We start from the raw sequence: 20,467 nt of genomic DNA, 5'->3' as shown, positions 1-20,467 counted from the left end.
GGCAGGCCTGCCCAAAGATTGCGTAGAATACAGGGCGCATGGACGAGGCCCTTTTTTTTGAAGGCATTACCGGCCAGATGGGCACACTGGGTGCCTACCAGGCCGCCGATCTGCAGGCCCGGGTACGCCGCCACCTCCCCGACCTGATGGCCGGTTTGCAAGCGGTCTACCCCCAGGCCCCCGCTGTGGCCGAGCGAGCGGCACGGGTGATTGGGCGGAACCTGGCCGAGCGCTCTCCCGAACTGCTGGCTTTGGATCTCGAGCGCATCCACACCCCGGACTGGTTTCAGCAACCCCATATGCACGGCTACATCGCCTACGCCGACCGGTTCGCGGGCACGCTAAAGGGTGTTGGACAGCACATCGGCTACCTGAAGGAGCTGGGCATCCGCTACCTGCACCTGATGCCTTTGCTGCTTCCGCGCGAGGGCGAGAACGACGGCGGCTACGCGGTGGCCGACTACCGGCAGGTACGCCCCGACCTGGGCAGCATGGACGACCTCGAGGCCCTCTGCACCCAGCTCCGCCACGAAGGCATCAGCCTTTGCCTGGATCTGGTGCTCAACCACGTGGCCCGCGAGCACCCCTGGGCCCAGGCCGCCCGGCGTGGCGACCCCAGGTACCGCAATTACTTCTACATCTACCCCGACCGCACCCTCCCCGACGCTTTCGAGCGCACCCTGCCCGAGGTCTTCCCCGACTTCGCCCCCGGCAACTTCACCTGGGACGAGGAGCTGAAGGGCTGGGTCTGGACGACCTTCAACCGCTGGCAGTGGGACGTGAACTGGAGCAACCCCGAGGTGTTTCTGGAGTACCTCGACCTGATTCTGTGGCTCGCCAACAAAGGGGTGGAGGTCTTCCGGCTCGACGCCATCGCCTTTACCTGGAAGCGCCTGGGCACCCACTGCCAGAACCAGCCCGAGGTGCACGCCCTCACCCAGGCCCTGCGGGCCGCGGTGCGCATGGCCGCCCCGGCGGTGGCCTTCAAGGCCGAGGCCATCGTGGCCCCGGAAGACCTGATCGCCTACCTGGGCAGCGGGAAGCACTACGGCAAGGTGAGCGAGCTGGCCTACCACAACACCCTGATGGTGCAGATCTGGAGCAGCCTGGCCAGCCGCGACACCCGGCTTTTCACCCAGGCCCTCCGGCGCTTTCCGCAAAAGCCCCCCAGCACCGCCTGGGCCACCTACCTGCGCTGCCACGACGACATCGGCTGGGCCATCTCCGACACCGACGCCGCCGCAGTGGGCCTGAGCGGCCCGGCCCACCGGCGTTTTTTATCGGACTTCTACAAGGGCGAGTTTCCGGGCTCGTTTGCTCGAGGCCTGCACTTCCAGGAGAACCCCGCCACCGGCGACCGGCGCACCTCGGGCAGTGCGGCCAGCCTGGCCGGGCTGGAGGCCGCGCTCGAGTCCGGGAATCCCCGCCTGATCAACCTGGCCGTCGAGCGCATTCTGCTGGCTCACGCGGTCTTTATCGGCTATGGGGAGGGCATCCCGCTCATCTACATGGGCGACGAACTGGGGATGCTCAACGACTACGGCTACGCCCAGGAGCCCGCCCACCAGGACGACAACCGCTGGCTGCACCGGCCCAGAATGGACTGGGCCAAAGCCCAGAAGCGCCACCAGGAAGGCACCGTGGAGCACCGGATTTTCCACGGCATCAAAGGGCTCTTGCAGGCTCGAGCCCGCACCCCTCAGATGCACGCAGCCTTCCCCACCCAGGCCCTCTGGCAGCCCAACCCCCACCTGCTTCTGCTCAGGCGCGAACACCCCCAGGGCCGGCTGGTGCAGGTGTATAACTTCAGCGAGCAGGATCAGCCCTTCCCCTTCGAGGCCCTCTGGCAGGAAGGCATCGTGCAGCCCTTCGACCAGATCACCCAGGCCCCGGCCCCGGCCTATCTGGGGCCCTATGCCCGGCTATGGCTGACCCAGCACCCGGTATAAAGGAGCGCGTTATGGAATGGTGGAAAACCGCAAGCATCTATCAGATTTACCCCCGCAGCTTTCAGGATTCCAACGGCGACGGAATTGGCGACCTGCCGGGCATCCGTAAGCGCCTCCCCTACATCCGCGACCTGGGCTTCGACGGCATCTGGCTCTCGCCCTTTTACAAGTCGCCCATGAAGGACTTCGGCTACGACGTGGCCGACTACTGCGATGTAGACCCCATCTTCGGCACGCTCAAAGACTTTGATGAACTCCTGGCCGAAGCCCACCGACTGGGCCTCAAGGTGCTCATCGACTTTGTGCCCAACCACACCTCCGACCAGCACCCCTGGTTTTTGGAGTCCAGGAGCAGCCGCGACAACCCCAAACGCGACTGGTATGTCTGGCGCGACCCCGCCCCGGACGGAGGCCCCCCCAACAACTGGCAGGCCTACTTCGGCGGCCCCTCCTGGACGCTGGACGAAAAAACCGGCCAGTACTACCTGCACCAGTTCCTGCCCGAGCAGCCCGACCTCAACTGGCGCAACCCCGAGGTACGCCAGGCCATGTACGAGGTAATGCGCTTCTGGCTGGACAAGGGGGTGGATGGCTTCCGCATTGACGTGATCTGGCTGCTGGTGGAGGATGCCCTGTTCCGCGACGAGCCCGACAACCCCCAGTACAAGCCCGGCGACATCGACCGCTTCCGCCATATCCACATCTACCAGGAAGACCAGCCCGAGACCCGCGAGATCGTGCAGGAGATGCGCGCCGTGCTGGACGAGTATCCGGGCGACCGGGTGATGGTGGGGGAAATTTACCTGCCCTACGAACAGCTTATACCCTACTACGGCACCCCGGAGCGGCCCGGCTGCCACCTGCCCTTCAACTTCCACCTGATTTTCAGGGGCCTGAACAACTGGACGGCCGAGAACATCCGCAGCATCGTGGAGGAGTACGAGGCCAGCCTGCCCCCGTTTGCCACCCCCAACTGGGTGCTGGGCAACCACGACCAGCACCGCCTGGCCACCCGCATTGGGCACGAGCAGGCGCGGGTCGCGGCCATGCTGCTCTTTACCCTGCGAGGCTCGCCCACCTGGTACTACGGCGACGAGATTGGCATGGTGGACGGGCAGATTCCCCCCGAAAAAGTGCAGGACCCCGCGGCCCTGCGCCAGCGCGGGGCCTCCGGCGAACACGGCCTCGACCCCGGCCGCGACCCCGAGCGCACCCCCATGCAGTGGACCCCCCACGCCTATGCCGGCTTCAGCACCCGCGAGCCCTGGCTCCCCATCAACCCGGACTACCCCGAGCGCAACGTGGAAGCCCAGGACGCCGACCCCTTCTCGATGCTGACCCTGGTGCGCACCCTGCTGGTAGTACGCAGGGAAACGCCGGCCCTCCTGCACGGGGCCTACCAGACCTATAAGGCCCCCGCGGGGGTGTTCGCCTACCTGCGCGGGGGTGAGGTGCTGGTGGCGTTGAACTTTACCCAGGAGCCCAAAACCCTTTCGACACCCGGCGGGGAAATTTTGCTTTCGACCCATCTGGATCGCTACGGAAAGGTGGAAGGGGTGCTCGAGCTGCGGCCCAACGAAGGCCTGATTGTAAAGCTATGACCCGCGTGCTGTTTGTTTGCATGGGCAACATCTGCCGCAGCCCCATGGCCGAGGGCATCTTCCGGCGCAAGCTGCGCGAGCGGGGGCTGGAGGGGCAGTTCGAGGTGGACTCCTGCGGTACGGGCGGCTGGCACGCGGGCGAGCCCGCCGACCCCCGCACCCAGGCCGTGCTGAGCAAGTACAACGCCCATTTTCCCCATGTGGCCCGCCAGATTCGCGCCGAAGACCTGCGCTACTTCGACCACATCTTTGTGATGGACAGGGAAAACCTGCGCACCCTCGAGCGCATGTTTCCCGCCCACCGGGGCAAGGCCCGGCTGCTTTTGGACTTGAACGGCGGGGGCGAGGTACCCGACCCTTACTACGGCGGGCCCCAGGATTTTGAAGCGGTGTACGAGATGCTCGAGGAGGCGCTCGAGGTCTTCCTGCAAACCCACCTGGCAACCTAGAGCGGCTCTCGGGAAAAACCTAGCAATCCCCCAGCGCCTGGCCTGGCGGACTGGTTTTTGGTAATGACCTGGTAACAGTCATGCGTTACCCCTTGGCTAAGGGGGTGGTATGACCAGAGCACAGGGGCGCTGGGAGCACTTTTACCACCAGGCCGATATTGGGGTGCGGGGCATCGGCCCGACCCTGGATGAAGCCTTTGAACAGGCGGGCCTGGCCCTCACCGCTGTTGTGACCAACCCCGCCCTGGTACGGCCTGCCCAGCCCATCGAGATCGAGTGCGAAGCCCCCCGGGCCTCACTCTTGCTGGTGGACTTTCTCAATCAACTGGTCTACGAGATGGCGATCCGGCGGATGCTTTTCAGCCAGTTCGAGGTGCACATAAGCCCGCCTGACCTGGGGGGCGCCCTGAGTCTGCACGCCCTGGCCTGGGGGGAGCCGGTGGACCCCGCGCGGCACCAGCCCGCCGTGGAGGTCAAGGGGGCTACCTACTGCGAGCTCGAGGTTCGGCAAAACCCCACGGGCGAATGGGTGGTGCAGTGTGTGGTAGACGTTTGAAGGAGGCCCCTATGGATATATCCCGCCTGGTTCAAAAATCCGAGTTTGAGTGGTGGCTCGAGGCCACCCCCCCCATGCGGGTTCCCGGCATCCTGTATGCCAGCGAAGCCCTGCTGCGCGAGATGGACAACAAGGTGCTGGAGCAGATCGCCAACGTGGCCGGCCTGCCCGGCATCGTGCAGGCCGCCTATGCCATGCCCGACGCCCACTGGGGCTATGGCTTTCCCATTGGGGGGGTGGCGGCTTTCCGCGAAGAGGACGGCGTGGTCTCGGCGGGTGGGGTGGGCTTCGACATCTCCTGCGGGGTGCGGACGCTGCACACTGGCCTGACCGTTGCAGACATCGAGCCCATCAAGGAAAATCTGGCCCAGGGGCTCTTCCGCCACGTGCCGGCGGGGGTCGGCAGCGTGGGCAAAATTCACCTCGAGGCCGCCGAGCTCGACGAGATGCTGCAAGGTGGGGCCGCCTGGGCCGTAGCAAAGGGCTACGGAAGGCCCGAGGATCTGGAATACATCGAGGAACATGGCCGCATGGAGGGGGCCCAGTCCGAACGGGTCTCCGAGCAGGCCAAGCGGCGGCAGGCCGACGAGATGGGCACCCTGGGCTCCGGCAATCACTACCTCGAGGTGCAGCAGGTAACCGAGGTGTACGACCCCGCGGTGGCCCAGGTCTTTGGGGTGGCGGTGGGCGATGTGCTGGTGAGCATTCACAGCGGCTCGAGGGGGCTGGGCCACCAGGTGGCCACCGACTACAGCAAGCGGATGATCGAGGCCGCCCATAAGTACGGCCTCGAGCTGCGCGACCTCGAGCTGGCCTGCGCCCCCATCCAGTCCGAGGAGGGTCAGGCCTACCTGGGGGCCATGCGGGCCGCCATCAACTGCGCCCTGGCCAACCGGCAGATTCTGACCCACCTGGCCCGCGAGGCCTTCGCCTACCTGCTACCCCAGGCCGACCTGCGCCTGATTTACGATGTCTCCCACAACACCGCCAAGCTCGAGACGCACCTCATTCACGGCAAGCCGGAGCGGTTGTACGTGCACCGCAAAGGGGCCACGCGGGCCCTTGGCCCCGGCCACCCGGCCCTCCCCGAGGCCTACCGGGCCGTCGGGCAGCCGGTGCTGATTGGCGGAACCATGGGCACCGCTTCGTACATCCTGGTGGGTACCCAGGAGGGCGAGGCCCGGTCGCTCAGCTCGTCCTGCCACGGGGCCGGACGGGCCCTGAGCCGCCACCAGGCCCTCAAGCAGTGGCACGGGAAGGAGGTCGTCCGCGAGCTGGCCCAGCGGGGCATCATCGTGCGCAGCCCCTCGCCCCGCGGGGTGGCCGAGGAAGCCCCCGGCGCCTACAAGGACGTCTCGGCGGTGGTAGACGCTGCCCACGCCGCCGGCCTCTCGCGCAAGGTGGCGAGGCTCGAGCCGCTTATTTGCATCAAAGGGTAAGAATCCTTTGGACAGAGCAGGCTTTTACCGGTTCCGCTTGAACCCTTCATCTTTGGCTGTAATCGAGGGTGAAGAGTTCGAGCCGACCGAAGGGAGTAAGAGTACATTCCGGCAGTGTCGTTTAGGCGTTCATAAAGGGAACGATACTGCCGGAATGCGCATAAAATCCTCTGGTTCAACCCAAAGTGAAGTACCGAGCCTAGCTTTATAGGCCCGGTATAGTTGAAGAAAAGCTCTCGGGTTACGGCAGGTTTTTCAACCACTGCCGGTACTGCTCAATCTCGCGGCTCTGGACGGTAATGACGCCCTGGCAGAAGCGTTTGAGTTCGGCCCTGGCCGCCTTTTGCAAGCACAGCCTGGACATCTCCACGGCATCCTGGTGGTGGGGAATCATGCCCTCCAAAAAAGCCCGGTCGGGGGAGCTGCCGTGCCCCGGCATCATACCCATCAGGGCGGTGTCCATCATGGCCTGCATGTCCGCGCGCATCATCGCCATGTAGCGCTGGCTGGGGGCTACGCCGTACCAGCTTCTAAGCCAGCCGGTAAGTTGGGTAATTTCCTTGTTCTGCACCGCGATAATTTCCTGAGCGGCTTTGCGGATGCGGGCGTCTTTGGAAACCTTCAGGATGGCCTGGGCCATCTCCACCGCACCCTTGTGGTGGTCAATCATCATGGACATATAGGCGATGTCGAAGTCACGCCCCTGGAGCTTTTGCAGCTCGGCCATGGCCTGCATGGTCATACCGCCGTGCCCGGCGTGGTCGGTCTGGGCCAGGCTCCATCCCAGGAGCATTGCCAAGAGCATTCCCAACATTTTCTGCATAGTTTCCTCCCTACGAAAGCTCACGTACCAGCTTTCCCATTGTGGTTTGTTCACCCGGCCCAAAGGGCGGCCTGAAAGCGCGCAGGCGCAGCGCGTTGGACAGCACAAACAGCGAGGAGAGGCCCATGGCCGCCCCGGCCAGCACCGGCGAAAGGAGCCAGCCCGTGAGAGGGTACAGGGCCCCGGCGGCCACCGGAATCAGGAGCACGTTGTAGGCAAAAGCCCAGAACAGGTTGAGCTGGATGTTCCTGAGGGTGGCCCTCGAGAGCGCCAGGGCATTGGGCACGCCGCGCAAATCGCCCGAGATCAAAATTACGTCGGCAGTCTCGATGGCTACGTCGGTGCCGGTGCCGATGGCGATACCCACATCGGCCTGGGCCAGCGCGGGCGCATCGTTGATGCCATCGCCCACGAAGGCCACCTTGTGGCCCTTGGCCTGCAACGTCCGCACCGCTTCGGCCTTGCCGTGGGGCAGAACTTCGGCCAGCACCTCGTCGAGGCCAAGCTGCCGGGCGATGGCCTGGGCGGTGCGGGTATGGTCGCCGGTAATCATGGCCACCCGCAGACCCAGGCGGTGCAGGGCGGCCACCGCCTCCGCGCTGCCGGGCTTGAGGGGGTCGGCCACGGCCAGGATGGCGGCCAGTTTTCCATTGATGGCCGCGTAGAGGGGGCTTTTACCGGCTTCGGCCAGCTTCTGGGCCAGCGCCGCCAGGGTGTGCACCTCGAGGCCCAGTTGAGCCATGTAGCGATCGGCCCCCACCTCCACCCGGTAGAGGCCCACCCGGCCCCTCACCCCAAAGCCGGGGAAGGCCTCGAAGTCTTCCGGCTCGGCCAGCTCGAGGCCCCTGGACTGGGCGGCGCGCACGATGGCGCGGGCCAGGGGATGTTCGGACTTCTGCTCGACCGAGGCCACCAGGCGCAGCACCTCGGCTTCGTCGAAGCCTTCCAGCACCTCGAGGTCGGTGAGTTCGGGCCTGCCCTGGGTGAGGGTTCCGGTCTTGTCGAGCGCGATGACGCGGGCCTCCTGCAGCGTCTGCAGGGCCTCGCCCTTGCGGAAAAGCACCCCCAGCTCGGCGGCCTTGCCGGTACCCACCATGATGCTCACCGGGGTGGCCAGGCCCATGGCGCAGGGGCAGGCGATAATCAGCACCGCCACGGTGTTGACCAGGGCATAGGTAAGGGCATTGTCGCCACCCAATACCAGCCACACCCCCGCTGTAAGGGCGGCGATGGCCAGCACGATGGGCACGAAGACCGCCACCACCCGGTCGGCCAGGTTCTGGATGGCCGGCTTGGAAGCCTGGGCGTTCTCCACCAGCCGGATAATCTGGGCCAGCACGGTGCCCTCGCCCACCGCCGTAGCCCGGAAGGTGAGGCTTCCATTCTGGTTGAGCGTCCCCCCCACCACCAGGGCCCCCTCGGTTTTGTAGACCGGGAGGGGCTCGCCGGTAATCATGGCCTCATCCACATAGCTCTGCCCCGCGACCACCACCCCGTCCACCGGTATCTTCTCGCCGGGCCTGACCTGCACCAGGTCGCCCACCAGTACCTCGTCCACCGGGATTTCCCGCTCGAGGCCATCCTGCACGATGCGGGCGGTTTTGGCCTGCAGCGAGAGCAGCCGCCGCATGGCCTCGGAGGTGCGGCCCTTGGCGATGGCCTCGAGGTACTTGCCCAGCAAAATCAGGGTGATAACCACCCCCGCCGCCTCGAAGTAGACGTGGCGGGCCTGCGGGGGGAAGAGGCCCGGAAAAAGCACCACCCCCAGGCTGTAAAAGTAGGCCGCGCTGGTGCCAATCATCACCAGGCTGTTCATGTCGGGCGAGCCCGAGCGCAGGGCTTTCCAGCCGTGGCGGTAAAAGCGCAGGCCAGGGCCAAACTGAATGGGGGTGGCCAGGGCCAGCATAACCCAGTTCAGGCCGCTCATCACCCCGTGCCCAAAGGTGTTCATCAACCAGGCCTCGACGGGCGGGAAGAGCATGGGCAGCATGGCGATCAGGAAGAGGGGCAGGGCAAACACCGCCGCAACCAGCAGCGCCCGGCGCAGGCTGGCTAACTCGCGGGCGCGGGCCTCGCGTTCGAGGTCGGCGCGCTCCTGGCCCCTCCCCAGCTCGAGCACGCCGTAGCCCGCCACGCGGATGGCCCGCTTGAACTGGGCCACCCCGGTGCTGGCCGGAAGGTATCTCACCAAAGCCCGCTCGGTCGCCAGGTTAACGTGGGCCTCGAGCACCCCGTCCAACTGCTTCAGGGCCCGCTCGACCCGGTTCACGCAGGCCGCGCAGGTCATGCCGGTAATGCCCAGTTCAACCTCGGCCACCTCCGGGGTATAGCCCGCTTCCCGTACCTTTTCCAGCAAAGCCTGGGGGGTGGTCTTCTCGGGGTCGTAGACCACCCGGGCGCGTTCGTTGGCTAGGTTGACCAAGGCCGCCTCGACCCCCTCGACCTTCTTCAGCCCGCGCTCCACCCGGTTGACACAGGCCGCGCAGGTCATGCCCTGAACGCCAATTTGTAGCTCCTTGGTTAGCGGTATTTGAGCACCTCCATCAGTTCCTCTACCATCCTCTGGGTATCGCCCCGCACAGCGGCGCTGGCTACGTGGTGCTCGAGGTGGCTTCTGAGCACCATCTCCCCCACCTTGTCGAGGGCCCCCTGCACGGCCTTAATCTGCTTGAGCACGTCTACGCAGTAAGGCTCACCCTCGAGCATCTTGAGAATGCCCTCGAGGTGCCCCTTGGCCGAGAGCAGCCGGTTGCGGGCCTCCTGCCGCACCTTAGGGTCGAGGTGCAGGGTGTGTTCGTGGGTCATCTCAGGCCACCCGAGCGGTGTAGCCCTCTTCCTGCACCGCCTCGATCAGCTTATCCACCGGCGCCGTCCCGGTTACGGTGGCCCGGCCCTCCTGCAGCGAGACCTCCACCTGCTCGACCCCCGGCACCTTTTTGAGGGCTTCGGTCACGTGGCGCACGCAGTTGTTGCAGCTCATGCCTTCAATCTTGAGTTGGGTCATGGTTACCTCCACAGCGCCAGTATACCCACCCCCCCCTGGGGTGGGGTAAGGACAAAAGTCACTTTTTGCTCGAGGCGGGCCAGAGCGGATTCAAGGGGATTGGGTCTTGCAGAACGTCAGTCCTGCCGCGTAGGGGGGCTCGCTTGTGTCCGGGCGAATCAAGCCCCACTCAGCGCTTCAGATAGCGGTCGAAATAGGCCACCGAACGCCGCATGGCCAGGCCGAAGCTCTGGCTCAGGTTGTGGTCGTTGCCGGGATAGGTAAAAAGCTCGTAGGGCCGTCCGGCGGCCCGCAGGCGCTGGGCCAGGCGCTGGGAAAAGCTCACCGGAACCACCGTATCGGCCAGGCCGTGGTGAAGCTGGATGGGCCCGACCCGCTCGAGGTAGTTGTGGGCGGTGATGGAGGCCCAGAAACCGGGGTTGCTCTCGGGCGAGCCGTAGCGGGCCAGAAACAGCTCACGCCGCCGCATGGCCCCCGGCGGAAGCTGGGCCGGGGGGCTGCGCCGCCAGCGGTAGAGCAGGTCTTCGTAGGTGCCCACCACCCCCGCCCAGATCACCCCCACCCGGATGCGAGGCTCCACCACCATGGCCCGCAAGGCCAGGTAGCCCCCCATGGAGTGGCCCCAGATGCCGATGCGCTCGGGGTTGGCCTGAGGAAACCGGCGCAGCGAGGCGAAGGCGTTGAGGGTATCAATGGTGTAGTCCGGCGACCAGTAGGCCCCGCTGGCGGTGCCCTCGGAGTTGCCGTGCCCGCGCAGGTCAATCTTGAACACGATATAGCCGGCCCGGGCCAGCGCATCCACATAGGCCCCATAGCGCTCGGTGGTGCGGTACTGGGCCGGCGGAATATAGCCATGCACGAAGACGATGGCCGGCCAGCCCGCCCGGGGGCGTGTGCCGTTGGGAACGGTGAGCAGGCCGTAGATTTTCAGCCCCTCCGAACGGTATGAAGCAATATAGCGGCGGTAGTTGGCGCCGGGGGCCAGGGTTTGCTCGAGGGTGATGGCGCTGCCCGGATAACTGCCCTGGCGCAGGGCCTCGATGGACATGGGATGGGCCTCGAGCGCTCCCTGGGCCAGCGCCGTACCCAGCAAAGCCGCCAGCAGCGTTGTTCTGGAGAATATGGTTGGCCGCGGCATACTCAGCGCACCGGGTTCTCCGGCCCCCGGCCCCGGTAGGCATCAATAAAGGCCGCGGCCAGCGCGGCATCCCAGGTTTCCAGGCGCAGCAGCTTGTTCCAGGCGGTGAGTTCGATGGTCTGACCCAGCCCTTGCTTGGGCACCACCACCAGGCCATCCCAGGCCCCGGTAAAGCGGCGCTGCCAGGCGCGAATCTGGCTCAGGGCCTCGGCTGGGGGTTGGTCGTAGTAGATGACGATGTTGCCGTGCTCGAGGGCGTGTACCAGCTTTTCTTTGGGCTCGGGGCGGGTGTAAAACCCCGGCTCCGTCCAGTTGGGCCAGTGCACCCCCGAGGTGGGCGGGTCGGTGGCATACACAAGCGACACCCCGATGTTGCTATGGCCCCGCCCCGCGTCGGGGTTGGTGATTACTCGAGCCGGCAATCCCGCCTTGCCCTGGGCAATCAGGGCCTCAAAACTACCCGCCGCTTGCTGCCCCTGCCACCAGAAAAAGCCTCCCACCAACACCGCCAGCGCCGCTACCCCACCCAGCACCCAGGGCATGGATGAGGGCTTGGGCTGGGAACTGTACTTTGCAGCGCCTTTCTTTTTCTTTTTAGGTTGGGTCGCCATCGGATCACCTTGAAAGCATAGCTTAGGGGTACTTTAGAATCTCGAGTACCCCATCATCCCACATTTCAAGGCAGCCCGAACACTTCCTTCAGCTTGAGTTAAGAATTCACCTGTGTCCCCTTCAGTTTCGAGAAGTATCCTCCAAAACAGGAGGAAAAACCATGCGTACGATCTTACGTAACCTCGCCGGTCTCACCCTCTTGGGCCTTCTCGCCGCTTGTGGAAGCCAGCCGCAAACCCCCAACACCCTTACCCAGGCCGATGCCCAGGCCCTCGCTGAAGCAGCGCAGGGGGATCTGCAGCTCACTGGTGCCATGCTGGGAGATGCCAGCACAGGTGCACTGAGCACACAAAGCAGCGTAGACAGTCTGGACGCCAGCGCCCAAGCCTGGGGTCTACCCCGCCGCATCAATCTGATTTTGCGGGCGGTGGGCGTGTTGTACTTGCCCGCGATGGGCAGTGGAAGCTGCAGCATCAGCACCACCCCCTCGCCACTGGTAGACGCCGACGATGACGGTGTGCCCGCCAACGCCACGACAACCTACGATTGCAGCTACACCGGCCCCGGCGGTACTAGCTACAGCCTGAACGGCGCCATCAGCCTGCAAGACACCAACGACAACCAGCCCTATAGCGGCTACGGCGTCACCTTCGACAACTTTAGGTCGCGCGCCAGTAGCGATAACCGCTCAGTCGAGCGCACCCTGAATGGTAGCTACTCGATCGACAAGCAAGATGCCACCCTCTTCAAGATCACCAAGAACTACACCCATACCGTCACCAAGACCGTCTTCAACAACACCTACACCGGCTCGCTGGTCTTTGATGTCAGCAAGACCTATGCCCCCGACAACGACGGCAACAGCAATCCCTGGGATGCCGGCACCTTCACGGTAGATAAGGCCAACCCCGGCAGTGCCACCTGGACACGCAACAACAATACCCGCAACCTGATCTGGTACACCGACCCCACCCTGCACTGGAACCGCGCGGTCTGCCAGAACCCCCTGGGCCGCCTGATGAACTTCGACAGCGGGGCCAAGGAATTCGTCTACATCAGCCCAGCGGGTGAGAAGTCTACGCTGCGGATTGAGTTTAGCGGCTGTGGCCAGTTTAGCGTGACCCTGAACGGACAGCCAGTTGAGTAACCCTCACCTGGAGGCCCGCTCCCGCTGTGGGCGGCGGATGGTCTCGATATGGGCACCGTTTTCCAGTACAGCGGTGAATAGCTCCCACAGGTGCACGGCCAGCTCAGGCTCGGTGGTGAGCTGAGTAAAGCGAAAATAGGCTGCATCGCCCGAGGGCAGCACGAAGGTAGGCGTGCCAAAGACCCCCATTTCACCGGCGGCCTCGAGGTCGGCGGCCAGCTCGAGCCGCCGGCTTTCCTCTTCTTCCAGGTCGGCCATGAAGCGCTCCAAGTCCAGCCCGGCCCGGCCCACCGCTTCAACCAGGGTCTCGTCGTCCAGTCTGCGCCGTTCTTGGTGGCGCAGGCGAAAGAGCTCGAGGGCAAAGCGCAGGTGGGCCGCCTTCCCCTGCTGCCTTGCAGCGTGCGAGGCCAGAAAAGCCCGGAGCGATCTGGAGCTTTCCAGCGGCTGCTCGGCCAGCTTCCAGGCCGGGGTATGGCGCGGCCGGCCTGCGTTTTCGGGGTGGTTGCCCTGCTCCAGGCTGTAGTGCCTGATTTCCAACTCCAGCGCCAGTTGGGGGGCCACCACGTAGGCCAGCTCGAGGCCCCGCCAGGCAAAAGGGCACAGGTAGTCGAGGTAGATCTTCACCAGCTGCATCTGCGTAACCCCACATCAGTCGCCAAAGTACTCGTAGGTGTAAGGCCCTTCCAGGCCCAGCATGATGTCGAGGTTCTGCACTGCCGCGCCCGAAGCCCCCTTGCCCAGGTTGTCGAAACGCGCTACCAACAGGGCCTGCTCGCGCGCGGGGTTTTCGTAGACGAAGAGCTCGAGCAGGTTGGTGCCGTTCAGGGCCTGGGGGTCGAGCACCGGGTGGTGCTGGCCGTAGGTCTCCAGGGGCATTACCCGCACGAAGCGCTGCCCCTGGTAGCGCTCCGCGAGGGCTTCGTGCAGTTCGGCAGCGGTAACCTTTTGCGGCAGGGCCCACAGGTGTACCGGGATGAAGTCCAGCATCCCCTGGCGGAAGCGCCCCACCGCCGGGGTGAAGATGGGGGGGTGCCGCAGGCCCGAGTAGACGGTCATCTCGGGGATGTGCTTGTGGGTAAGCTCGAGGCCATAGGCCCGGTAGTCCCCGGCCAGGCGGTGCTCCCCCCGGCCTTCCATGGCGTCTATGAGCTGCCGCCCCCCACCCGAGTAGCCCGAGATGGCGTTAACCGAGGCCGCAAAGTCCGCCGGCAAAAGCCCGGCCTCTATTAGGGGCCGCAGGAGGGCGATCACCCCGGTGGGGTAGCAGCCGGGGTTGGAAACCAGGCGCGCCCGGCGAATCGCTTCGGGCTGGGCCGGGGTGAGCTCCGGGAAGCCGTACACCCAGCCCTCGGCCACCCGGTGGGCCGAGCTGGCGTCCAGGATGCGGGTCTCGGGGTTCTCCAGCATCGCCACCGCCCCTTTGGCCAGGTCGTCGTGCAGGCAGAGGATGGCTACGTCTGCCATGTTCAGCAGGCGCTTGCGCTCGAGCTCATCCTTGCGCTTAGCCGGGTCAATCGAAATGATCTCGATATCGTTTCTGTGCTGCAAGCGGGCCCGGATTTGCAGGCCGGTGGTGCCCGCCTCGCCGTCAATGAACACCTTGGGCTTACTCATGGCTCCACCCAACCCCGTCTTGTCCCAGGGCGGCCAACAGACTTTCGAACGTGTGTGTGCGCATGCCTTGGTTCCAGGCCCAGCTCTAAGAGCATCTGTCGAAGAAGAAACACCTGGGCCAGAGGCGACTTTACCTGTGGCCGGCCCACCTGCTTGCGTATGTGCTCGCTCTGCCCCATACCCCTAGCTTAACAAATGGTAGAGAAGGGCTTTTTGCGCGTGCAGCCGGTTCTCGGCCTGGTCGAAGACCCTGGACTTTTTGTGCAGGGTGGCCTCCTCGACCACCTCCTCGCCGTAGTGGGCCGGCAGGCAGTGTAAAAAAATGCCGTCGGGGTCAATCAAGTCCAGCATGGCCGGGGTTACCTGAAAACCGGTGAAGTCTTTGATTTTGCGCCGCTGGCTGGCCTCGGCCTCCTGGCCCATCGAGACCCAGACGTCGGTATAGAGCACCTGGGCCCCTTTAGCGGCCTCGAGGGGGTCGTGGGTCAGGGTGATATCGGCCCCCAGCTTAAGGGCTTCCATGTAGATGATGGCGTTGGGCTCGTAGCCGCGCGGGGTGGCGATGGTGAGCTTGACCCCGGAGAGCACCGCACACTGGATATGGGCGTTGGCCATGTTGTTGCCATCGCCAATATAGGCCACCTTGATGCCCCTGGTATCGGGGAAGGTCTCCTCGATGGTCTGGTAGTCGGCCAGCAGTTGCACCGGGTGCAGCAGGTCGGAAAGGCCGTTGATGACCGGCTTGGAAGAGTAGCGGGCCAGCTCCTCGAGGGTCGAGTGCAGGTAAACCCGGGCCATAATGCCCTCCACCCAGCGCTCGAGGTTCAGGGCGATGTCACGCACCGGCTCGCGGGTGCCCAGGCCAATCTCGGCGTTGGTGAGGTTAACTGCGTGCCCGCCGAGCTGGTTCATGGCTACTTCGAAGGTGGTGCGGGTGCGCAGGGAGGGCTTTTCGAAGATCATCGCCAGGGTCTGGCCCTCGAGGGGCCGCAGCCCCCTGTAAGCCCCCCGCTTCATGGCGTGGGCGGTATCCAGCACCGCGCGGTACTCGGCAGGCGACAGGTCGAGGTTGGAAAGGAAGTCGCGACCTTTAAGGCTGGTAAGCGGCTCAATCACCTCAGCCACAAGCACCTCCACTTCTGTATGTATAAAAACCCAGTCATAGGGTTTGATTATACAGAGCCGCAGGCCAGACGCTACTCAGATGGTCTCGAGCGCGACCTCGACCATCTGATTGAAGGTCTCCTGCCGCTCCTGGGGGGTGGTCTTCTCGCGGGTAATCAGGTGGTCGCTGATGGTAACGATACACAAGGCCTGCACCCCAAACTTGGCCGCCAGCGTGTAGAGTCCCGCAGCCTCCATCTCAACCGCCAGCACCCCAAACTGGGCCCATAGCTGATAGGGGTCGGGCTGGTCGTGGTAGAAGGTGTCGGTGGAAAGCACGTTGCCCACGTGCACCGGCATGCCCCTGGACTGGGCCTGCTCGTAGGCCCGGCGCATCAGGTCGAAGGTGGCGATGGGCGCATAGTTCTGGCCGCCAAAGCGCAGGTTGTTGATAGAGGAGTCGGTGCAGGCGGCCTGGGCAATAACCAGATCGCGCAGCTTCAGGCGTTCGGTAATGGCCCCAGCGGTGCCTACCCGAATCAGGGTCTTGCAGCCATAAAACTGAACCAATTCGTGAATATAGATGCTGGCCGAGGGGATCCCCATCCCGGTGCCCTGCACGCTTACCCGTTTGCCTTTGTAGGTGCCGGTGTAGCCAAACATGTTGCGAACCTGGTTGTACAGCACCGGGTTTTCCAGAAAGTTCTCGGCAATGTGCTTGGCCCGCAGAGGGTCGCCGGGGAGCAGGATGGCTTCAGCAATAGCACCCGGTGGAGCGGAGATATGCGGCGTCATGTCTGTACTTTATCCTGTTGTGCCAGAATCGCCAAAGAAATTAGTGCGGGGCTTCACCCGCGGCTCTTTACCGCAAGCGGTCTATTAAGCAAGCTCATCCGAACCCTGACCGCTCGACTGCCGCAGGACAGCCAGTTCAAACTGGGTGGGATTCTGGGCGTGCAGGCGGGCAGTCTGGTAGTCCACCAGGCCCTGGTAGTACAGCGCCAGCAGGTTTTGATCGAAGCTCTGGTAGCCCTCGAGGCCCTGTTCGCGCAGCACCTCGCGCAGGCGATCGGTCTGGCCGGGCTGCTTGAGGGCCTCGCGAATGCGGGGGGTCATAGTGATGACCTCGGTAATGGGAACCCGCTGGCCGTTGGTGGCGGGCACCAGGCGCTGGTGGATGATACCCAAAAGGCTTTCGGCCAGCAGCACCCGGTTAATGTTGCGCTCAACCTGGCTGAAAAGCTCGAGCATCCGGTTCAGCACCCCGACACTATCGCTGGAGACAAAAGTCGAGAGCACCAGATGGCCGGTATACACCGCATTGAGCACCGCCGCGGCGGTAGCGGAGTCCCGGATTTCACCAATCACGATCACATCGGCATTCTGGCGCATGGCAGCCAGCAAGGCCTTCTCGTAGGAGATCGCATCGGAGCCAATTTCGCGCTGGATGACCGCCGAGCGCTTGGGGCGGTGCAGGTACTCGATGGGATCTTCTACTGTGACAATAATGCGGGTGTGGTGGGTGTTAATCTCATCTACCAGTTTGGCCAAGGTGGTAGATTTTCCAGCACCTATCGGCCCCGTCACCAGCACCAGACCCCGCCGCTGATCGCGGAAGAACTCGAGGTGCTCCGGGCGCAGATTAACCTTGCTGAGGTCGGTATCCTCGCTGCTCAGGGTGTGCAGTACAGCGCTGATAGAACCCCGCTGATAGAACAGGTTCACCCGCAAGCGGGTCAGGCCCGGCAGGCTATAGGCCACATCCACCTGGCGATAGGCGCGTAGGCGGGCTTTTTGTTGAGGGGTACAGAGCTTCTCGACCAGACTGGCCGTAAACTCGGGGGTGATGACACTCTGACTAACAGTTTTGAGTTCGTCTCCGATGCGGGCCAGCACCGGCATACCAGCGTGAAGATGAATATCCGAAGCACCTTTATGTACCAGCAAAATAAGCATTTCTTCAAAATGCATAAGCGACCAAGGCAAAGGTTATCATCTTTTGTGCTATTCGGTGCCCATTTCCAAACCAGATGGCGTTACGGCGTTTCGCGTCCTCTTTGGCAAAGGCTTCTATCCCAGCTTTGCCAGGACAGGGCCAGTGGTCGGTTCCGTCACGCATAGGTATTGCACACGGTACGGACTCATCCACCCAGCCCAGCAAAAAACCGCTGCACCAGGTATGCATGGGAGCAGGCCTTAGTCGAAGGAAAAATCGTCGGCCAACTGAGCCACAGGACGCCCCGAGATACGTTGCACGGCCTCGGGGATAAGTGGTAAAAGCACCTCGATGGAGTCCTTGCTGCCCTGCGGCCCGCCTGGCAGGTTGACAATAAGGGTCTTGCCCCGCACCCCTGCAACGCCACGGGACAGGGCCGCCAAAGGGTTTTTCTTATAGGTTTCGATGCGAATAAGTTCTGCTATTCCGGGTGCTTCCTTCTCCAGCATCTCGCGGGTGGCTTCGGGCACGTGGTCGCGGTTGCTCAGGCGGATGCTACCCACAGTCAGAATCACATCGAGGCCGTCGCGGTCGGCCCAAAGCCGCAGAACACGCTTAATCTGGGCGGGTTCATCGGGAATAATCTCGTAATTAGCAATCTCGTAGGGCCCCGGGGTCAGGCTCTCGCGCAAAACGGCGTAGGTGCGATCTTCAATTTCGCCTCGAGCCCCCCGGTCGGAAATGGTTAGGATGCCGACTCGAATCATTTAGTGCAAAGTTTAGAGCAAAAAAGTGTTAGCTTTGGGTTATATGTGGCACGATAGCCCAACCCTGGAGGGTCGTTATATCCGGCTGGAGCCTTTGGGCCTGGAGCACGCACCGGCTTTGCTCGAGCACTTCGACGCCGAGATGGTACAGTACCTGAGCAACGCACCCAGGGAGCCCTCCCTGGAAGCCATGCAAAACTACATCCGCACCTTACTTGCAGCCAGAGATCGGGTTAACTGGGCCATCGTCGACAAGGCCAGCGGCCAGGTGGCCGGACGCACCGGTTATGTGCGGGTCAACCCGGAGTACCGCGGTTTAGAGACCACCACCTGGATTTTTACCCCTTTTCAGGGCGGCTATGCCAACCCCGAGAGCAAGTACCTGCTTTTGTGCAGGGCTTTCGAGGATCTGAAGGCCATCCGGGTGCAGTTTCGGGCCGACGCGCGCAACACCCGTAGCTGCAAGGCCATCGAGAAGCTAGGGGCTACCTTTGAGGGCATCCTGCGTAAGGATCAGATTTACCCCAACGGCACCATCCGCAACACCGCGGTGTACTCGATTATCGACGACGAGTGGCCCCAGGTGAAAAAAGCGCTCGAGGCCCGGCTGTATCGCTAGCCAGCTCATACGCATTTCGGTAGTATCGTTCACTTTGACAAGCTTAAACGATACTACCGAAATGCTTTTCTACTCCCTTCGGTCGGCTTTAATCCTTCACCTACGACTACGTCCTACGGTGAAGGATTAAAGCGAAAGCGGTATCAAACCTGCCGCAGGTCTTCCAGCAGTTGCCAGCCCACCTCCTTGGGGGTGGCCTCGAGGTAGGGCTTTAGCGCCTGGCTCACCCACAGCGCCAGCGGCTTCAGGTCTTGTGGTTCCTGCTCGGTGCGCACCAGCAGGGTCACCTGGTAAAACTGCTGGGTCTCGGTGGGGGTGCCGTCCTCGAAAAAGGTCATGGGGGCCCGCACTTTGTCTATCAGCACGTGCACTTCCCCCAGTTGGCGGGGAATCGCCTCGCGGGGGTCAAAGGAAAGTTCTTTGGGGTGCCACAGATACCCCTGAAACAGCTTGATGGCCTTCATCGCAGTCATGGGTTCGATTTTCGCTGCTGGAAGCAAAACCAAAAGTGGCTTTGGCCCTCTATCCCGCCCGCGCCACCTCGACCCCATCCCGCAGGTACACCCTGGGCAGGCGGGCCGCAAGCCGCACCGCCGGCTCGTAGCTGACGGTTCCGGTCAGCTCGGCCCAGCCCCACAGGCTGCTGGTGGGGTCGAAGTCGGGGGTGACCACCTCAAAGACCTGCTCCAGGCCCACCGGCCCCGGAAGCTTCACGGTGATCTGATCCATCGAGATCCGGCCCACCACCGGGCAGGTGCAGGGCTGGTCATCCGGGTAATACCGAACCGTTGCCCGGTTGAAGACCAGGCGGGGGATGCCATCGGCGTAGCCCACCGGCAGGGTGGCGATCCATTCCCGGCCCTGGGTGGTGTAGAGGCCGCTGTAGCCGATTCTGCGCCCGGGTGGCAGCTCTTTGACCTGGGTGGGTTTGGCCAGCAGGCGGGCGATGGGCTTCAGGCCCAGGTGGGGCAGCAAGCCATACAGGCCGATACCCGGACGCACCGCACTCAGGCCGTATTCGCCAAAATTAAAAGTTCCGGCGGTGTTGCACAGATGGTAAAAGTAGCCCGGCCCAAACACCTGCTGCACCTGCTTGAAACTGGCAATTTGCTCTTTGGTCCAGAGCACATCCTCCTCAGCATCGGCAAAGTGGGAGTAGATGCCCTGGATGAGCAGGTTGTCATAGCGGGCAAAGTGTTCTTTGACCTGTGGAGCTTCCTCGGGCTGAAAGCCCACCCGGCCCATACCGGTGTCGAACTCGAGGTGCACCGTCACCGGCTTGCCCAGGGCGTTGAGGGCCTCGGCGCTCTCGAGGGTCGAGATGGAAGGGATCAGATCCAGCTCAACCACCTCCCGGGCCTGCTGGGGGTGCAGACTCCCCATCAGCAAGATACGGGCCACAATGCCGGCCCTGCGCAGCTCGCGGGCTTCGTCGGTGGTGGCTACCGCCAGGCCCCAGGCCCCTAGGCGCAGCAGTTCCTTGCCCACCTCCACCGCCCCATGCCCATAGGCGTTGGCCTTGACCACGCCAATCACCTGGGTATTTCCGGCTCTGGAGCGCAGCAGGTTGTAGTTGTGGGCTAAAGCATCGAAATTCACTTCCAACCAAGCAGGACGCATAGGCGACAGTCTAATACCAGCCTGAAAGATAGGCTTCAAAACCGGCACAAAAGGCAAAAAACCTCCCCAAACGTTTGGGGAGGGTGTGC

At 63.5% G+C, this 20,467-nt stretch carries 21 protein-coding genes; 7 read left to right on the top strand and 14 right to left on the bottom strand.

The features are described from left to right. Positions 1-38 precede the first annotated feature (38 nt). The 5 genes from Q0X18_RS00925 to Q0X18_RS00905 all read left to right on the top strand — a co-directional run bounded on the left by Q0X18_RS00925 (position 39) and on the right by Q0X18_RS00905 (position 5,994). Positions 39-1,949 carry an alpha-amylase family protein gene (locus tag Q0X18_RS00925; RefSeq protein WP_297557383.1) on the top strand — a complete coding sequence of 637 codons (1,911 nt, stop codon included), beginning with the start codon at positions 39-41 and terminating at the stop codon, positions 1,947-1,949. An 11-nt stretch (positions 1,950-1,960) separates the two neighbouring features. After that, a complete protein-coding gene (locus tag Q0X18_RS00920; protein WP_297557381.1) occupies positions 1,961-3,550 on the top strand; it encodes an alpha-amylase family glycosyl hydrolase in 1,590 nt (529 codons plus the stop codon). Beyond that, the gene (locus Q0X18_RS00915) at positions 3,547-3,999 is read left to right on the top strand and encodes a low molecular weight protein-tyrosine-phosphatase (RefSeq protein ID WP_297557380.1); all 453 of its coding nucleotides are present in this window, start codon (positions 3,547-3,549) and stop codon (positions 3,997-3,999) included. The genes Q0X18_RS00920 and Q0X18_RS00915 overlap by 4 nt, the downstream gene beginning before the upstream one ends. 109 nt (positions 4,000-4,108) lie before the next feature. Continuing rightward, positions 4,109-4,555: an archease gene (locus tag Q0X18_RS00910; protein ID WP_297557378.1), complete on the top strand. Its 447-nt coding sequence runs from the start codon at positions 4,109-4,111 to the stop codon at positions 4,553-4,555. 11 nt (positions 4,556-4,566) lie between these two features. Beyond that, complete coding sequence (locus Q0X18_RS00905) at positions 4,567-5,994, top strand: RtcB family protein (RefSeq protein ID WP_297557377.1); 1,428 nt, start codon at positions 4,567-4,569, stop codon at positions 5,992-5,994. A 241-nt stretch (positions 5,995-6,235) separates the two neighbouring features. Here the strand turns inward: Q0X18_RS00905 and Q0X18_RS00900 are convergent, their stop codons facing one another. The 6 genes from Q0X18_RS00900 to Q0X18_RS00875 form a co-directional block, all read right to left on the bottom strand. Continuing rightward, positions 6,236-6,817, bottom strand: coding sequence for a DUF305 domain-containing protein (locus Q0X18_RS00900; protein WP_297557375.1), 582 nt, complete (start codon positions 6,815-6,817; stop codon positions 6,236-6,238). Positions 6,818-6,827: 10 nt separating this feature from the next. Then, positions 6,828-9,347, bottom strand: a complete 2,520-nt coding sequence (locus Q0X18_RS00895) for a heavy metal translocating P-type ATPase (protein ID WP_297562903.1) — start codon at positions 9,345-9,347, stop codon at positions 6,828-6,830. Further along, a complete protein-coding gene (locus Q0X18_RS00890) occupies positions 9,338-9,622 on the bottom strand; it encodes a metal-sensitive transcriptional regulator (protein WP_297557374.1) in 285 nt (94 codons plus the stop codon). Before Q0X18_RS00890 ends, Q0X18_RS00895 begins: the two co-directional genes overlap by 10 nt. Position 9,623: 1 nt before the next feature. Continuing rightward, positions 9,624-9,821, bottom strand: a complete 198-nt coding sequence (locus tag Q0X18_RS00885) for a heavy-metal-associated domain-containing protein (protein ID WP_297557372.1) — start codon at positions 9,819-9,821, stop codon at positions 9,624-9,626. A 169-nt stretch (positions 9,822-9,990) separates the two neighbouring features. Further along, the gene (locus tag Q0X18_RS00880; RefSeq protein WP_297557370.1) at positions 9,991-10,959 is read right to left on the bottom strand and encodes a S9 family peptidase; all 969 of its coding nucleotides are present in this window, start codon (positions 10,957-10,959) and stop codon (positions 9,991-9,993) included. A gap of 2 nt (positions 10,960-10,961) precedes the next feature. After that, the gene (locus Q0X18_RS00875) at positions 10,962-11,501 is read right to left on the bottom strand and encodes a DUF3105 domain-containing protein (protein ID WP_297557368.1); all 540 of its coding nucleotides are present in this window, start codon (positions 11,499-11,501) and stop codon (positions 10,962-10,964) included. 230 nt (positions 11,502-11,731) lie between these two features. Between Q0X18_RS00875 and Q0X18_RS00870 the strand changes: the two genes are divergently transcribed. Further along, a complete protein-coding gene (locus Q0X18_RS00870; RefSeq protein ID WP_297557366.1) occupies positions 11,732-12,718 on the top strand; it encodes a hypothetical protein in 987 nt (328 codons plus the stop codon). Positions 12,719-12,721: 3 nt separating this feature from the next. Here the strand turns inward: Q0X18_RS00870 and Q0X18_RS00865 are convergent, their stop codons facing one another. The 6 genes from Q0X18_RS00865 to Q0X18_RS00840 form a co-directional block, all read right to left on the bottom strand. Continuing rightward, positions 12,722-13,351, bottom strand: coding sequence for a DsbA family protein (locus Q0X18_RS00865; protein WP_297557364.1), 630 nt, complete (start codon positions 13,349-13,351; stop codon positions 12,722-12,724). A gap of 15 nt (positions 13,352-13,366) precedes the next feature. Next, on the bottom strand, positions 13,367-14,332 hold the full coding sequence (gene argC / locus Q0X18_RS00860) for an N-acetyl-gamma-glutamyl-phosphate reductase (protein WP_297557363.1): 966 nt from the start codon (positions 14,330-14,332) through the stop codon (positions 13,367-13,369). 183 nt (positions 14,333-14,515) lie between these two features. Beyond that, positions 14,516-15,457, bottom strand: a complete 942-nt coding sequence (gene argF, locus Q0X18_RS00855; RefSeq protein WP_297557362.1) for an ornithine carbamoyltransferase — start codon at positions 15,455-15,457, stop codon at positions 14,516-14,518. Positions 15,458-15,532: 75 nt separating this feature from the next. Next, positions 15,533-16,231 (bottom strand): purine-nucleoside phosphorylase, encoded by a 699-nt coding sequence (deoD, locus tag Q0X18_RS00850; RefSeq protein WP_297557360.1) that lies wholly within the window; start codon positions 16,229-16,231, stop codon positions 15,533-15,535. Between the two features lie 84 nt (positions 16,232-16,315). Beyond that, positions 16,316-17,407, bottom strand: coding sequence for a type IV pilus twitching motility protein PilT (locus Q0X18_RS00845; protein ID WP_297557359.1), 1,092 nt, complete (start codon positions 17,405-17,407; stop codon positions 16,316-16,318). A gap of 225 nt (positions 17,408-17,632) precedes the next feature. Beyond that, positions 17,633-18,139, bottom strand: a complete 507-nt coding sequence (locus Q0X18_RS00840) for a molybdenum cofactor biosynthesis protein B (protein ID WP_297557358.1) — start codon at positions 18,137-18,139, stop codon at positions 17,633-17,635. Positions 18,140-18,182: 43 nt separating this feature from the next. Here Q0X18_RS00840 and Q0X18_RS00835 point away from each other — a divergent pair, with 43 nt between their 5' ends. Then, on the top strand, positions 18,183-18,758 hold the full coding sequence (locus Q0X18_RS00835; protein ID WP_297557357.1) for a GNAT family N-acetyltransferase: 576 nt from the start codon (positions 18,183-18,185) through the stop codon (positions 18,756-18,758). 143 nt (positions 18,759-18,901) lie between these two features. On the opposite strand, the gene Q0X18_RS00830 is transcribed toward Q0X18_RS00835, so the two are convergent. Both Q0X18_RS00830 and alr read right to left on the bottom strand, forming a co-directional pair. After that, entirely contained in the window at positions 18,902-19,222 is a 321-nt protein-coding gene (locus tag Q0X18_RS00830; protein ID WP_013012503.1) for a DUF3208 domain-containing protein, read from the bottom strand. 58 nt (positions 19,223-19,280) lie between these two features. Next, positions 19,281-20,378 (bottom strand): alanine racemase, encoded by a 1,098-nt coding sequence (gene alr, locus Q0X18_RS00825; protein ID WP_297557356.1) that lies wholly within the window; start codon positions 20,376-20,378, stop codon positions 19,281-19,283. Positions 20,379-20,467 lie beyond the last annotated feature (89 nt).

It is taken from the genome of Meiothermus sp. (assembly GCF_026004075.1).
Classification (GTDB): domain Bacteria; phylum Deinococcota; class Deinococci; order Deinococcales; family Thermaceae; genus Meiothermus.
This window is presented reverse-complemented; position numbering and strand designations above follow the sequence as displayed.

Coding starts and splice junctions, on each gene's coding strand:
- Q0X18_RS00925 (WP_297557383.1), top strand. CDS start 39: ATGGACGAGGCCCTTTTTTTTGAAGGCATTACCGGCCAGATGGGCACA.
- Q0X18_RS00920 (WP_297557381.1), top strand. CDS start 1,961: ATGGAATGGTGGAAAACCGCAAGCATCTATCAGATTTACCCCCGCAGC.
- Q0X18_RS00915 (WP_297557380.1), top strand. CDS start 3,547: ATGACCCGCGTGCTGTTTGTTTGCATGGGCAACATCTGCCGCAGCCCC.
- Q0X18_RS00910 (WP_297557378.1), top strand. CDS start 4,109: ATGACCAGAGCACAGGGGCGCTGGGAGCACTTTTACCACCAGGCCGAT.
- Q0X18_RS00905 (WP_297557377.1), top strand. CDS start 4,567: ATGGATATATCCCGCCTGGTTCAAAAATCCGAGTTTGAGTGGTGGCTC.
- Q0X18_RS00900 (WP_297557375.1), bottom strand. CDS start 6,817: ATGCAGAAAATGTTGGGAATGCTCTTGGCAATGCTCCTGGGATGGAGC.
- Q0X18_RS00890 (WP_297557374.1), bottom strand. CDS start 9,622: ATGACCCACGAACACACCCTGCACCTCGACCCTAAGGTGCGGCAGGAG.
- Q0X18_RS00885 (WP_297557372.1), bottom strand. CDS start 9,821: ATGACCCAACTCAAGATTGAAGGCATGAGCTGCAACAACTGCGTGCGC.
- Q0X18_RS00880 (WP_297557370.1), bottom strand. CDS start 10,959: ATGCCGCGGCCAACCATATTCTCCAGAACAACGCTGCTGGCGGCTTTG.
- Q0X18_RS00875 (WP_297557368.1), bottom strand. CDS start 11,501: ATGCCCTGGGTGCTGGGTGGGGTAGCGGCGCTGGCGGTGTTGGTGGGA.
- Q0X18_RS00870 (WP_297557366.1), top strand. CDS start 11,732: ATGCGTACGATCTTACGTAACCTCGCCGGTCTCACCCTCTTGGGCCTT.
- Q0X18_RS00865 (WP_297557364.1), bottom strand. CDS start 13,351: ATGCAGCTGGTGAAGATCTACCTCGACTACCTGTGCCCTTTTGCCTGG.
- argC (WP_297557363.1), bottom strand. CDS start 14,332: ATGAGTAAGCCCAAGGTGTTCATTGACGGCGAGGCGGGCACCACCGGC.
- deoD (WP_297557360.1), bottom strand. CDS start 16,231: ATGACGCCGCATATCTCCGCTCCACCGGGTGCTATTGCTGAAGCCATC.
- Q0X18_RS00845 (WP_297557359.1), bottom strand. CDS start 17,407: ATGCATTTTGAAGAAATGCTTATTTTGCTGGTACATAAAGGTGCTTCG.
- Q0X18_RS00840 (WP_297557358.1), bottom strand. CDS start 18,139: ATGATTCGAGTCGGCATCCTAACCATTTCCGACCGGGGGGCTCGAGGC.
- Q0X18_RS00835 (WP_297557357.1), top strand. CDS start 18,183: ATGTGGCACGATAGCCCAACCCTGGAGGGTCGTTATATCCGGCTGGAG.
- Q0X18_RS00830 (WP_013012503.1), bottom strand. CDS start 19,222: ATGAAGGCCATCAAGCTGTTTCAGGGGTATCTGTGGCACCCCAAAGAA.
- alr (WP_297557356.1), bottom strand. CDS start 20,378: ATGCGTCCTGCTTGGTTGGAAGTGAATTTCGATGCTTTAGCCCACAAC.